General features: G+C 57.2%; 16 protein-coding genes. 12 read left to right on the top strand and 4 right to left on the bottom strand.

From position 1 onward, the window contains the following. Positions 1–14: 14 nt before the first annotated feature. Positions 15–314 (bottom strand): DUF2755 family protein, encoded by a 300-nt coding sequence (locus WFN61_RS19915; protein WP_042391545.1) that lies wholly within the window; start codon positions 312–314, stop codon positions 15–17. Positions 315–569: 255 nt separating this feature from the next. On the opposite strand from WFN61_RS19915, the gene WFN61_RS19910 reads away from it, so the two are divergent. Further along, entirely contained in the window at positions 570–791 is a 222-nt protein-coding gene (locus WFN61_RS19910; RefSeq protein ID WP_103821603.1) for a DUF2754 domain-containing protein, read from the top strand. On the opposite strand, the gene ddlA is transcribed toward WFN61_RS19910, so the two are convergent. Further along, entirely contained in the window at positions 788–1,885 is a 1,098-nt protein-coding gene (ddlA, locus tag WFN61_RS19905; protein WP_312633995.1) for a D-alanine--D-alanine ligase, read from the bottom strand. The two genes, WFN61_RS19910 and ddlA, sit on opposite strands and share 4 nt — an antisense overlap. Positions 1,886–1,991: 106 nt before the next feature. On the opposite strand from ddlA, the gene WFN61_RS19900 reads away from it, so the two are divergent. From WFN61_RS19900 to adrA, 4 genes are all read left to right on the top strand, one after another. Beyond that, entirely contained in the window at positions 1,992–2,675 is a 684-nt protein-coding gene (locus tag WFN61_RS19900; RefSeq protein WP_144819341.1) for an extensin-like domain-containing protein, read from the top strand. Between the two features lie 73 nt (positions 2,676–2,748). Beyond that, positions 2,749–3,963 (top strand): multidrug efflux MFS transporter, encoded by a 1,215-nt coding sequence (locus tag WFN61_RS19895; protein WP_257758251.1) that lies wholly within the window; start codon positions 2,749–2,751, stop codon positions 3,961–3,963. A gap of 83 nt (positions 3,964–4,046) precedes the next feature. After that, on the top strand, positions 4,047–4,310 hold the full coding sequence (gene iraP, locus WFN61_RS19890) for an anti-adapter protein IraP (RefSeq protein ID WP_144819343.1): 264 nt from the start codon (positions 4,047–4,049) through the stop codon (positions 4,308–4,310). Positions 4,311–4,406: 96 nt separating this feature from the next. Then, positions 4,407–5,522: a diguanylate cyclase AdrA gene (adrA, locus tag WFN61_RS19885; protein ID WP_257758252.1), complete on the top strand. Its 1,116-nt coding sequence runs from the start codon at positions 4,407–4,409 to the stop codon at positions 5,520–5,522. 142 nt (positions 5,523–5,664) lie between these two features. Here the strand turns inward: adrA and proC are convergent, their stop codons facing one another. After that, positions 5,665–6,474, bottom strand: a complete 810-nt coding sequence (gene proC, locus WFN61_RS19880) for a pyrroline-5-carboxylate reductase (protein ID WP_144819345.1) — start codon at positions 6,472–6,474, stop codon at positions 5,665–5,667. A gap of 76 nt (positions 6,475–6,550) precedes the next feature. Here proC and WFN61_RS19875 point away from each other — a divergent pair, with 76 nt between their 5' ends. The 5 genes from WFN61_RS19875 (at position 6,551) to ppnP (ending at position 9,168) form a co-directional block, all read left to right on the top strand. Continuing rightward, the gene (locus WFN61_RS19875; RefSeq protein WP_144819347.1) at positions 6,551–7,030 is read left to right on the top strand and encodes a YaiI/YqxD family protein; all 480 of its coding nucleotides are present in this window, start codon (positions 6,551–6,553) and stop codon (positions 7,028–7,030) included. 170 nt (positions 7,031–7,200) lie between these two features. Further along, positions 7,201–7,725: a shikimate kinase AroL gene (gene aroL, locus WFN61_RS19870; protein ID WP_144819349.1), complete on the top strand. Its 525-nt coding sequence runs from the start codon at positions 7,201–7,203 to the stop codon at positions 7,723–7,725. Between the two features lie 57 nt (positions 7,726–7,782). Further along, positions 7,783–7,974, top strand: coding sequence for a YaiA family protein (locus WFN61_RS19865; protein ID WP_144819350.1), 192 nt, complete (start codon positions 7,783–7,785; stop codon positions 7,972–7,974). A 138-nt stretch (positions 7,975–8,112) separates the two neighbouring features. Next, the gene (locus WFN61_RS19860) at positions 8,113–8,796 is read left to right on the top strand and encodes an AroM family protein (RefSeq protein WP_312633996.1); all 684 of its coding nucleotides are present in this window, start codon (positions 8,113–8,115) and stop codon (positions 8,794–8,796) included. 87 nt (positions 8,797–8,883) lie between these two features. Further along, positions 8,884–9,168, top strand: coding sequence for a pyrimidine/purine nucleoside phosphorylase (gene ppnP, locus WFN61_RS19855; RefSeq protein ID WP_042391556.1), 285 nt, complete (start codon positions 8,884–8,886; stop codon positions 9,166–9,168). 44 nt (positions 9,169–9,212) lie between these two features. Here ppnP and rdgC read toward each other — a convergent pair whose 3' ends face one another. Continuing rightward, positions 9,213–10,124, bottom strand: coding sequence for a recombination-associated protein RdgC (rdgC, locus tag WFN61_RS19850; RefSeq protein WP_144819352.1), 912 nt, complete (start codon positions 10,122–10,124; stop codon positions 9,213–9,215). A 124-nt stretch (positions 10,125–10,248) separates the two neighbouring features. On the opposite strand from rdgC, the gene mak reads away from it, so the two are divergent. Both mak and WFN61_RS19840 read left to right on the top strand, forming a co-directional pair. Then, positions 10,249–11,160: a fructokinase gene (gene mak / locus WFN61_RS19845; RefSeq protein WP_257756690.1), complete on the top strand. Its 912-nt coding sequence runs from the start codon at positions 10,249–10,251 to the stop codon at positions 11,158–11,160. 480 nt (positions 11,161–11,640) lie between these two features. After that, on the top strand, positions 11,641–12,366 hold a 726-nt coding region (locus WFN61_RS19840), incomplete at its 3' end, for a PAAR domain-containing protein (RefSeq protein ID WP_337039123.1).

Below are 12,366 nucleotides of genomic sequence, written 5' to 3'. Positions count from 1 at the left end.
ATTAGGGCGTCACGTTAATAGTGACGCCAGCGCAGCAGCAGGGCGATAACGCCAAGCAGAGCGCTGCCAATGAGAAACGGAACCAGACCAAAAATCGTGCCCACGCCAAGTCCCATATCAATGCGTGGCCGGTTGCTCTCCTGCATCTGCATCAGATTTTCAAACACGCCGGGAGCATGTATCAGCGCGTTCAGCAGCTGCGCACCCGCCCAGAAGCAGAGCAGCACGAAGACGGCATAAGCGATATTGCCCGGCGTGGAGGCGTCTCGTTTCTTCTCGTTGGCAAAGGGCTTCGACATCATAAATTCTGCCATAGTGACCTCCGATACGCGTTATTGAGCTGGTAATACACCAGTAATTCAGGCTGATTTTGACAGGTCAGGAGGATTGTCAATATCAGATTGGTGACAATTTACGCATTATTATTAGCCCTATTTAAGGTTTTACATCTCCAGTCACAAATTCATGACTTTTGTTGCGTTTTATTAACGATTTCGGATTTTCCGCATGCGTCAGGGGCTTGCGGTAGGTAATATGCAGCGATGCTGTTTTTCTCTACCGGAGCTGCTATGAAACTGCCTGCCAAAATTCGCCGTGACTGGCACTACTACGCCTTTGCTATCGGGCTGATCTTTATTCTTAACGGCGTGGTTGGGCTGCTGGGATTTGAAGCGAAGGGCTGGCAAAGCTACGCGGTCGGCCTGGTCACCTGGGCGATCGGTTTCTGGCTGGCGGGATTGATAATTCGCCGCCGTCCCGAGGAAGAGACAGCGGCAGAGTCGCAGGATTAAGCCATGCTACTTTTCAGGGCGCTATCGGCCTGATGGCGCTCTAACGCCAGATCGATCAGGCGGCTGATCAGATCGGTATAGCCGAGGCCGCTGGCCTGCCACAGCTTGGGATACATGCTGATATTGGTAAAGCCGGGCAGGGTGTTGATCTCATTGATAACGATATCGTTGTCGTCGGTCAGGAAGACGTCGACCCGCGCCATACCGGCGCACCCCAGCGTTTCGTAGGCAGCAACGGCGGTCTGGCGAATGGCGTCGTTCACTGCCGGATCGATCGCCGCCGGGATCACCACCCGCGCACCGTTGTCATCGATGTATTTGGTGTCGTAGGCGTAGAACTCGCTGTTGAGCACGATCTCACCGCAGGTACTGGCCTCGGGGTTGTCGTTCCCCAGCACGGCGCACTCGATCTCCCGCCCCTTAATGCCGGTCTCTACCACCACCTTATGATCGAACGTAAAAGCAAGGTCGACGGCGGCATAGTACTGCGCCTCGCTGGTGACCTTGCTGACGCCTACTGACGAGCCCTGGTTAGCCGGTTTGACAAACAGCGGCAGACCCAGCTGCGCCTGCACCTCGGCAAAAGCGTATCGCTGACGGTTAGCGCGGGTGAGGGTAATGAAGGGCGCAATCTTCAGTCCGGCATCGCGGAGCAGGCGCTTGGTGACATCTTTATCCATACAGGCCGCCGATCCGAGCACGCCGGACCCCACGAACGGTAGGTTTGCCATCCGCAGCATCCCCTGCAGGGAGCCATCCTCCCCCAGCGTGCCGTGAACGATAGGGAAGATTACGTCTACCTCCGGCAGGGGCGTACCGCTCTCGGCGTTGATAAGCTGCGCCGTCTCTCTGCCGGGAATATGCGCCACGCTGATAGCGGAAGGATTCAGCGCGATACGTGCCGGATCGCTGGCGTTCTGCAAATAGTTAGCCGCATCGTTGACGTGCCACTGACCCTGTTTATCAATCCCCAGCAGCACCACCTCGAAGCGGCTCTTATCAATAGCATCGACAATATTTTTTGCCGACTGAAGCGATACTTCATGCTCTGCTGATTTCCCACCAAAAACGATCCCTACCCGCATTTTTGCCATCACCCCATCCACTCTTCTTATCCGGAAAAAAGATACCTTACCACGGCAAAACGCGTGATTCGCGCGCTTCTGCCATAATGTTTTTAGGTGATTAAAGGGGGAGCGCGTGAGAGGCACAGGAGCCATCGTTTTTTTGCTTATAGTCGGTGCGGGGATAGTGGGCTATCGTCACCTGCCCTCGTACTACAACCCCTTTGTGCCGCTGCGCCTCGACGATCCGCCGGGCCGCATTACCCAGTTTAAGCTCAAGCGGCTGACCCCCGAGCAGTGCGATGCCCTGCTGGTGGAAGCTAACCAAAAGAAGCTGATTGCTTCCCAGCCCGTCGCCGACAGCACCGGCACCTGCCCGCTGACCCACACCGTCCGGGTACGGGATTTTGGCCCGGTTAAGCTCAGCAGCAGCTTTCTCGCCTCCTGTCCGCTGGCACTCAGCTCGGCGCTTTTTGTACAGCAGCAGGCCCGGCCGTTGACCGCGCGGTATATGTCCAGCGAGCTGGTGCGCATCGATCATTTTGGCAGCTACGCCTGCCGCAATATATACCATCGCGCCAACGCCCGGCTGAGCGAGCACGCCACCGCCGAGGCGCTGGACATCAGCGGCTTTCGTCTCGCTAACGGGCAGCAGGTAACGGTGCTGCGCGGCTGGAAGCAGGATAAAACCCAGCCCTGGCTGCGGGCGATGCTGAGCGCCAGCTGTGCTTACTATGGTAACGGCCTGGGGCCAGACTATAACGCCGCCCATGCCAACCATTTTCATCTGGGGATGCGTGGCTATGGGTTATGCCATTAAGTGCCGCTAAGCATAATCTACAGTTATGCTATGCTGGAGCCTGCTGTTAAAACCTGAATAATTGCAGATGCTTATGGAATCCTGGAAGGTTAATCTTATTTCGGTCTGGTTTGGCTGCTTCTTTACCGGCCTTGCGATCAGCCAGATTTTACCGTTCTTGCCGCTCTATATTGCCGAGATGGGCGTGACCTCACACGAGGCGCTGTCGATCTGGTCCGGGCTAACCTTCAGCGTGACCTTTATGGTGTCGGCCATCGTCTCGCCGATGTGGGGAAGCCTTGCCGACCGTAAGGGGCGCAAGCTGATGCTGCTCCGCGCCTCGTTGGGCATGGCGATAGCGATCCTTTTGCAGGCGTTTGCCACTAACGTCTGGCAGCTGCTATTTCTGCGCGCCATTATGGGGCTGACCTCGGGCTATATTCCCAACGCGATGGCGCTGGTGGCCTCCCAGGTACCGCGCGAGCGCAGCGGCTGGGCGCTCAGCACGCTCTCCACGGCGCAGATCAGCGGCGTTATCGGTGGCCCGCTGCTGGGGGGCTTTCTTGCCGACCACGTTGGCCTGCGAGCGGTGTTTTTCATCACCGCCACGCTGCTGATGGTCAGCTTTCTGGTGACCCTGTTTCTGATTAAAGAGGGGGTACGGCCCAACGTCAGCAAGGCGCAGCGCCTGACCGGCAAAGCGGTATTTGCCAGCCTGCCCTATCCGAAGCTCATTGTAAGCCTGTTCGTGACCACCATGGTGATCCAGCTCTGTAACGGCTCGGTGGGGCCGATTCTGGCGCTGTTTGTCCAGTCGCTGGCCCCGGACAGCAGCAATATCGCCTTTCTGAGCGGCATGATTGCCGCGGTGCCGGGCGTCTCAGCGCTGATGTCGGCCCCGCGCCTTGGCAAGCTCGGCGATCGGATCGGCACGTCGCGGATCCTGATGGCAACGCTAATCTGCGCGGTGGCGCTCTTTTTTGCTATGTCGTTCGTGACCACGCCGCTTCAGCTGGGTATCTTACGCTTCATGCTGGGGTTTGCTGACGGGGCAATGCTGCCTGCGGTGCAGACCCTGCTACTGAAATACTCCAGCGATCAGGTGACCGGCCGCATCTTTGGCTATAACCAGTCGTTTATGTATCTGGGCAATGTCGCCGGGCCATTGATGGGGGCAAGTATCTCTGCAATGGCTGGCTTCCGCTGGGTGTTCATCGCCACCGCCGTGGTTGTGCTGATCAATATCTGGCAGCTGGCAATCATACTCAGGCAGACCCGACGAACCGCCGCGGGTGCTTCGCAAAAATAGTATTAAAAATGTTATTTTTACGTAATATGCCATGATAACGTTGGCTGAAAATCTTAACGTGTTGTGTATGAGGATGGTACGCGATGAAAAACCTGATTGCAGAGCTGCTGGTTAAGCTAGCGGAAAAGGAAGAAGAGTCTAAAGAGCTGGTGGCGCAGGTTGAGGCGCTGGAGATTGTGGTTACCGCTCTACTGCGTCATATGGCACAGCCGGAGCAGCAGGCATTAATTCAAAGTATTGAAGGTGCGCTGGAGGTAGCTGGCCCTGACTCGCAGGTACCGCATCAGGACACCGAGCTGTTGCAGCAGTATCTTAATAGACTTTTGCACCATCCACGCTCCCGGTAAGCTTAACCCTATTGGGTGAGTGTGATCTTCCTCTCACCCGAAATATCATACTTTCTCCCCGCCGCACCTCTCTATAATTTTGGGAAATGTTTCAGAATATTCCCAATAATGATGAATGATAACAATCTTTATTCTAAAACTGCTGTTAACAAGGAGTGGGTCGAGACCCCTAACCAGGACGAGCACTTCCTGTCTGGCCAGCTTTTTGCCCGGCGACTTCGCCTGCCGCGTATTTTTGGCCTTGGATGCCTCTTCTTTCCCTTAGGTGGCGCGATGACCTCCCAGCCCGTAGCCGGAGGCTGGTGGCTATTTCTCTTAAGCTGGTCTTTTATCTGGCCACATCTTGCCTGGCAGCTGGCGAGCCGCTCAAGCGATCCTCACGCCGCCGAAATCAATAACCTCAAGATTGATGCTATCCTGGCAGGGATCTGGATCGGCGTGATGGGAATGAACATCATGCCGTCGGCGGTGCTGGTGATGATGGTTAGCCTGATGCTGATGGGCATGGGCGGGCCGCGGCTGTTTGGTATTGGCATCGTCCTGCTGCTGGGCGCGAGCCTGGTGATGCTCCAGCTTACCGGCACGGCGATAACCTTCACCAGCGCGCCGCTGGAGTGGTGGCTTTGCCTGCCGTTTATCCTGCTCTATCCGCCGCTGTTTGCCTGGGTAAGCTTTCGTACCTTCACCCGCCTCGCCAGGCAGAAGCAGCGCCTGCGCATTATGAGCACCCGCGACGGCATGACCGGCCTCTATAACCGGCGGCACTGGGAAATATTGCTGCGTAATGAGTTTGAGAGCTGCCGACGCAACCAGCGGATGGCGACCCTACTGCTGATCGATGTGGACTACTTTAAGGCCATCAACGACACCTATGGCCATGACGTAGGGGATGAGGCGATTATCGCCATTAGCCGCCATCTGCAGATGACCCTGCGCGGAAGCGACATTATCGGACGCTTCGGCGGCGATGAGTTTGCGGTGATCATGAGTGGTACGCCGGTTGACAGCGCGCTTGCGGCGATGAGCCGGGTGCACGATACGCTGGCGGAGATCCGGCTACCCTGCGCTCCACATCTGGCGCTGCAAATTAGCATTGGCCTCGCGCCGCTCACCCCCGGCACGGAGCACTGCCGGGATTGGCTCAAGGCCGCTGACGTGGCGCTCTACAAAGCCAAAAAAGGCGGTCGCGGCCGCACGGAAGTAGCAGCATGACGTTGTTTGGTAGATACTGCTATCACCTGCAAGCCGCACCGTGCCTAACGTAGGCCGGGCAAACGCAGTGCCGCCCGGCATTACTGCATCGGCACAGAGACGCCCGGTGGCGCTATGCTTACCGGGCCTACAGCCGCAACTGTCAAAGTTTGCTTAACGCCTCGGATTTCTCCATGCACTTGGTCATCGCTTCAATCACCGCAGCGCGGAATCCACGCTCCTCCAGCACCCGCACAGCTTCAATCGTGGTGCCGCCCGGTGAGCAGACCATATCCTTCAACTCGCCGGGGTGTTTACCGGTCTCCAGCACCATTTTTGCCGAGCCCATCACCGCCTGAGCGGCAAACTTATAGGCCTGCGCGCGCGGCATACCGCCCAGCACGGCAGCGTCGGCCATCGCCTCGATAAACATAAAGACGTAAGCAGGCGCAGAGCCGCTGACGCCCACCACCGGGTGAATCATCGACTCGGCCACCACTTCCGCCTCGCCAAAGCTGCGGAAAATAGCCAGCACGTCGGCCACGTCTTCCGGGGTCACCAGCGCGTTCGCGGTGATGGAGGTCATGCCGGCATTGACCAGCGCCGGGGTGTTAGGCATGGTGCGCACGATTTTGCGATCGTGGCCCAGGGCGCGCGCCAGCTGGTCAAGGGTGACGCCTGCGGCGATCGATACCACCAGCGTCTCTTTATTCAGGCTGGAAGTGATCTCGCTCAGCGTTTTGATCATCACGTTGGGCTTCACCGCGCCGAAGACGATATCGGCGATCTGCGCGACCTCCTGCGCACTCTGCGCCGGGTTGATGCCATACTGACTGCTGAGGGCAGCGACCTTCTCAGGTGTCGGGGTGTAGACCCAAATCTGCTCTGGCTGTACCTGGCCGCTGGCAATCATCCCGCCCAGAATAGCCTTGCCCATATTGCCGCAGCCGATAAATCCGATCTTTTTCTCCATCGCCTTTTCCCTGAATGTGTGATTAATGGGGGAGTTATAGCTTATCATAGTGACCATAAACTATTCAGGAGCAGCTATGGCAATTTGGGTGGATGCGGATGCGTGTCCAAATGTAATTAAAGAGATCCTGTTTCGTGCAGCCGAACGTACGCAGACGCCGCTGACGCTGGTGGCGAATCAGACCCTGCGCGTACCCCCTTCAAAATTCATCCGCTCTCTGCGGGTGCCGGCGGGCTTTGACGTAGCCGATAACGAAATTGTGCGCCTGTGTAGCCCGGGCGATCTGGTGATCACCGCCGATATTCCCCTTGCGGCAGAAGTGCTGGCGAAAGGCGCGGCGGCGCTTAACCCACGGGGCGAACGCTATAGCGAGGCCACCATCCGTGAGAAGCTGACGATGCGTGATTTTATGGATACCCTGCGCGCCAGCGGCGTACAGACCGGCGGGCCGGATACGCTCTCCCAACGCGATCGCCAGCATTTTGCCGCCGAGTTAGATAAGTGGTTGCTGGCGCGAGCACGGCAGGACTTGTCAACGGGACGCCCTTTAAAGTAAGGTGGCGCGACAGATGCCATTTTATCTTTACACTCTGAAACACGCCATTCATCGCAGTATCATCATAAATTCGTAACGTTTTATTTACGTATTTTTCGTACTAGTGTAATAGTATGGCGCTTCAACTATTTGTGTTCCACAGATCGTGGAACAGGGGAGAACTCCAGGTCATGACGTTACCCATCTTTTTAATTGGCGCTCGCGGTTGTGGAAAATCCACCATCGGTGTTGAGCTGGCTCAGGTGCGAGACTGCCGGTTTGTAGATACCGACCACGCGCTGCAGGAGCAGGCGCAGATGACCATCGCGACGATTGTTGAAAAAGAGGGCTGGCCCGGTTTCCGTGCCCGTGAAACCGCAGCGTTGCAGGCCGTCTCCGCGCCAGCGACGGTGATTGCTACCGGCGGCGGAATTATTCTCAGCGAGGTTAACCGCCGCTTTATGCGCGAGACGGGCGTGGTCATCTATCTTTGCGCCCCGGTAGCGGTACTGGCAGAGCGGCTGGAGGCTTTCCCTGAAGAGGCGCAGCGCCCAACGCTCACCGGCAGACCAATAAGCGAGGAGGTCAGCGAGGTGCTGGCCCAGCGCGACGCACTCTACCGCGAGGCGGCGCATCATATTGTCAATGCTGCCCAGACGCCGGAGCAGGTGGTAGCCGATATCCAGGCGGCGCTACTGCTGGCGCGAGCGAGCTAATTGCAGATCGTGGCCTTTAGCTATACTCATAGCTCTACCAATAAAAAAGGAAGCGCTATGCCTACAAGACCGCCTTACCCGCGTGAAGCCCGCATTGTTACCGTTGAGAAAGGAGGCCAGCAGGAGACGGTAACCTGGTATCAACTTCGTGCCGATCATCCGGAACCCGACTCGCTGATTAGCGAGCACGAGAGCGAGCAGGAGGCGCTGGATGCTAAACGGCGCTATGAGGATCCTGATAAAACGTAACTCACACTCTCCCGCTTCATAAATTCAGACAGCCTTTAAGAAGCGGGAGGTTGAACGTTACAGAATTGTTATGAGAGCATAGGTCAGTAGCATAATGATAAGAACAGCAGACTGACGTTATGAAAGGCGGAAACAAAGATGAGTGCAACCCTGGCTATCCTCACCGTGGGTGTGGTGCCTGTTGATGTGGTGATGCCGCTCCTGACCGAGCACATTGACGCGCAGCAGATCACCCAAATTAGTTTGCTGGGGAAGATGGATCCTCAGGATGTTTATGAGGATTACGCCATCGAGCCGGGGGAGAGGCCCGTTCATGCACTGCTAAACAGTGGTGAAGTGGCACAGGTTTCGCGCAAGAAGGTAGAGCGCGATTTGCAGGCCCTCATCGGCGTCATTGATAAACAAAACTACGACGTCATTTTACTCATGAGCACCGAGCGTTTTACCGGGCTTTCCCTGTCAGTCCGTCATGCTATTTTGCTGGAGCCTGACCGAATCATCCCTCCGCTGGTCTCCTCTATTGTCGATGGACATCAGGTCGGCGTCATTGTGCCTTTGGCCACGCTTGTCGAAGGCCAGATGGAGAAGTGGCAACTATTAGAGAAGGCCCCTTACTATGACGTTGCCAGCCCCCTGCAGGGTCACGAAAACGAACTTATCGCCGCCGGAAAAGCGCTGATCGCAAAAGGCGCTGACGTACTGATATTGGACTGCCTCGGCTATTACCAAAAACACCGTGATCTGCTGCAAAAAGCGCTGGACGTGCCGGTGCTGCTCTCTAATGTGCTGGTGGCCCGTCTGGCCTCTGAGCTGCTGCTATAGCCATTTTCGTGACAGAAATTTTGCGTGACAGAGATGAAGGCTGGCCCCTATAGTGATTTTCCATACACTTATTTATAAGGGCCACCCATGCTTCAAAGTAATGAATACTTTTCCGGTAAAGTGAAATCCATTGGTTTTACCAGCAGCAGCACCGGCCGCGCTAGCGTAGGCGTGATGGCCGAGGGTGAGTACACCTTTGGGACGGCTCAGCCGGAAGAGATGACCGTGGTGAGTGGCGCACTGAACGTGCTGCTGCCCGGCGATACCGAGTGGAAAACGTATTCTGCTGGCGAGGTGTTCAACGTGCCGGGCCATAGCGAATTTCATCTGCAGGTGGCCGAAGCCAGCGCTTACCTCTGCCGCTACCTGTAACGCGTCTGCCTGTCCCCTGCATTGAGGGGACAGTGCGTCCTGCCTTAGCGCTGCGCTTCGCCGCCGAGGCCTTCTACCAGACTCTGCACCAGCGCCGCCAGCTCGCCAGTCATCAGAATAAAGTCTGCGTCAAAACGTTGGGCGAAATCATCCCGGTCGATGTCATCATTCTGGTCGCGCAGCTCGTCGGCAAACTTCAGCCGCTTGATCGAGCCGTCGTCGCACATCACAAACTGAATACGCTGCTGCCAGTCGAGCGCCAGCTTGGTCACCAGCTTGCCCGCTTCAATGTGCACCGCAATCTCATCGCTCACCAGATCCTGCTTTTTACAGCGGATCACACCGCCATCTTCAAGGATCGCCTTTAGCTCGGCCTCGTCCTGGAGCTGGAAGCCCTGCGCCGCGCTGCCGCTGCGTACCCATTCGGTCAGGGTCAGTTCGATAGGGTTTTCCAGCGTCAGCGGCACTACCGGCAGCGAACCGAGGCTTTTACGCAGCAGGGCCAGCGTATCTTCCGCTTTCTTGGCGCTGGCGCAGTCGACCATGATCAGGCCATTGACGGTATCGATCCACATCATGGTCTGGCTGAAGCGACTAAAAGCGCGGGGCAGCAGGGAGTGGAGCACCTCATCCTTCAGCGAATCTTTTTCGGTCTTCTTCAGCTTGCGGCCCTGATCGGCCTCCAGCTTGGCAATTTTGGCTTCCAGCGTCTGCTTGACGACCGATGACGGCAGGATCTTCTCTTCTTTACGGGCGCAAATGATGATTTGGCCATTGTTGGTGTGGGTCAAAGCATCACTGTGTGAACCCATCGGCGGAACCCAGCCGGTTTTTGCCATATCCTGGCTACCACATGGGGTAAATGAGAGCGCGGATAACTGTTTTTCCATCTCCTCTGCACGCAGCGCAATATCGCGGCTGAGACGGTAAACCATTAAATTTTTGAACCACAGCATGATATTTTCCACAGCCTTGTCGTTAAATGCAGCGGGCATGATAGCGAATTGTCTTGCCGCTTGCATTGCTAATCCCCCGACGGGGTTCTACTCTCTTGATATTGCTAAAAATAAGGAGATCGCTGTGCGTATAGGTATTGATTTGGGCGGCACGAAAACAGAGGTTATTGCGCTCGGCGACAGCGGTGAACAGCTGTTCCGCCACCGTCTGCCCACCCCGCGCGACGACTATCAGCAGACCATCGAGACGATCGCCACCCTGGTCGAGATGGCAGAGAAAGAGACGGGGCAGCGGGGTACGGTGGGGATGGGGATCCCTGGCTCCATCTCCCCCTACACGGGGGTAGTGAAGAACGCCAACTCCACCTGGCTGAACGGTCAGCCGTTTGATAAAGACCTCAGTAAACGCCTGGGGCGGGAAGTGCGTCTGGCTAACGACGCCAACTGCCTGGCGGTCTCAGAGGCCATCGACGGCGCAGCCGCCGGGGCGCAGACCGTTTTCGCGGTGATTATCGGCACTGGCTGCGGGGCGGGGATCGCCTTTAACGGTCACGCTCACTCCGGTGGCAACGGCACGGCCGGGGAGTGGGGGCATAATCCGCTGCCGTGGATGGACGAAGACGAGCTGCGCTACCGGGAAGAGGTGCCTTGCTACTGCGGTAAGCAGGGGTGCATTGAGACCTTTATCTCCGGGACCGGTTTCGCCCGGGATTTCCATCGCCTGAGCGGTCAGCCGCTGAAGGGCAACGAGATTATTCGCCTGGTGGACGAGCAGGATGCCGTTGCCGAGCTGGCGCTGAGCCGCTACGAGCTGCGGCTGGCGAAGTCGCTGGCGCACGTGGTGAATATTCTCGATCCGGATGTGATCGTGCTGGGGGGCGGCATGAGTAACGTCGACCGGCTCTATAAAACCGTGCCGCAGCTGATCAAAAACTGGGTGTTTGGCGGGGAGTGTGAAACGCCTATCCGCAAGGCGGTGCACGGCGACTCCAGCGGCGTTCGCGGCGCGGCCTGGCTCTGGCCGCTGGAGAAGTAGTTTCCCAGACGAGTGCATGTTTCGTAGGCCGGGTAAGCGTAGCGCCACCCGGCTTTTTAGCAAGCAATCGCAGCTAACAGAAATAATCCCCGTAATTAAACTGAGTTTTTTAGTCTCTTCTCTATATTAAAGGGTTCCTGCTTTATATATGCCCAATATAAATATCTTCCCTGTGTGAAATATATCTAAAAAGTACCTTAATAGACGAAGTGGCCGCAATGCCCGGTTATCGCGTTAGTGCATCCTGTAATAATATGTATTATTCACAGGGTGAATTATTGATAAAAACAAATAGCATTTTAAAACAAAACGCAGAAAAACGCAGAGAGTAAAGTACAGGTGCATCTCTCATAAGCTGAATTATTTAATAAAACATCGGCCGTTTATTATTAGCGGTAAGCGTAATAATTGTCTCTTTCTGACATGCCCGCCATTAGACAAGACGGATTTTATTATCAGCGCAGGAGCACAGCCTGAATCATGAGCGACAACCACGCGGCCCGGCAGGGCGATGAGATTATTCACTCCGCCGTCTTCGCCGATATCACCGGCATTATGGCAGAGGGCGTGGCGTATGCCGTCGCCGGCTCGGCCGTCGCCGCCGCCGCCACCGTGGCCGCCCCGCTGCTGGGTACCGGCGCGGCGGCCGCAGGGGTGGCGGCCATCGGCTCCGGCTGCGTGTTAAGCGGCATCATCGGCGGCGTCCTGGCGAACCTGGCCGGTGTCACGGACGACATCACGCAGGCGGCGGCGGGGCTGGGGGACATGCTCTTTCCGCCGTCGCCGGCGGGTAACATCGTCACCGGCTCGCCGGATGTGATTATCAACGGCCTGCCGGCGGCCCGGGCGGCGGGCAGGCTCACCCCGGCGGATATGCCGGGCCCGGAGCCGCAGTCCCCGGACAGCTTCGCCGATTACGGCGGGATGCTGCTCGCTGCCGCCGGGCAGACGGGCAGTGAGATGTGGCAGCCCACCGTGGCCTCCGCCGACCCGGGCACCACGCCGCGGGAAGAGGACCGGGTGCTGTGTGACAGACATTCAGGCCCCCGGTATCTGGCGGAGGGGTCTGACAGCGTGTTTATCAACGGCCAGCCTGCGGTGCGCACCGGGGACCGCACCACCTGCGGCGGCACCGTGTCGGGGGCGTCGCCGGATGTGATTATCGGCGGCGGAACGCTGCGGGTGCGGGATATTAAAAGCGGTAAG

The organism is Pseudescherichia sp. AS216 (assembly GCF_037152055.1).
In the GTDB taxonomy this organism is placed as follows: Bacteria; Pseudomonadota; Gammaproteobacteria; order Enterobacterales; family Enterobacteriaceae; genus Pseudescherichia.
The sequence above is the reverse complement of the archived record's forward strand: the minus strand, read 5'-3'. Positions and strand labels throughout refer to the sequence as shown.

Excerpts from the sequence above, each read along its gene's own strand:
- WFN61_RS19910 (WP_103821603.1), top strand. The coding sequence starts at position 570 with ATGAAACTGCCTGCCAAAATTCGCCGTGACTGGCACTACTACGCCTTT.
- WFN61_RS19915 (WP_042391545.1), bottom strand. The coding sequence starts at position 314 with ATGGCAGAATTTATGATGTCGAAGCCCTTTGCCAACGAGAAGAAACGA.
- WFN61_RS19865 (WP_144819350.1), top strand. The coding sequence starts at position 7,783 with ATGCCTACAAGACCGCCTTACCCGCGTGAAGCCCGCATTGTTACCGTT.
- WFN61_RS19895 (WP_257758251.1), top strand. The coding sequence starts at position 2,749 with ATGGAATCCTGGAAGGTTAATCTTATTTCGGTCTGGTTTGGCTGCTTC.
- iraP (WP_144819343.1), top strand. The coding sequence starts at position 4,047 with ATGAAAAACCTGATTGCAGAGCTGCTGGTTAAGCTAGCGGAAAAGGAA.
- aroL (WP_144819349.1), top strand. The coding sequence starts at position 7,201 with ATGACGTTACCCATCTTTTTAATTGGCGCTCGCGGTTGTGGAAAATCC.
- ppnP (WP_042391556.1), top strand. The coding sequence starts at position 8,884 with ATGCTTCAAAGTAATGAATACTTTTCCGGTAAAGTGAAATCCATTGGT.
- rdgC (WP_144819352.1), bottom strand. The coding sequence starts at position 10,124 with ATGCTGTGGTTCAAAAATTTAATGGTTTACCGTCTCAGCCGCGATATT.
- WFN61_RS19860 (WP_312633996.1), top strand. The coding sequence starts at position 8,113 with ATGAGTGCAACCCTGGCTATCCTCACCGTGGGTGTGGTGCCTGTTGAT.
- ddlA (WP_312633995.1), bottom strand. The coding sequence starts at position 1,885 with ATGGCAAAAATGCGGGTAGGGATCGTTTTTGGTGGGAAATCAGCAGAG.
- WFN61_RS19875 (WP_144819347.1), top strand. The coding sequence starts at position 6,551 with ATGGCAATTTGGGTGGATGCGGATGCGTGTCCAAATGTAATTAAAGAG.
- proC (WP_144819345.1), bottom strand. The coding sequence starts at position 6,474 with ATGGAGAAAAAGATCGGATTTATCGGCTGCGGCAATATGGGCAAGGCT.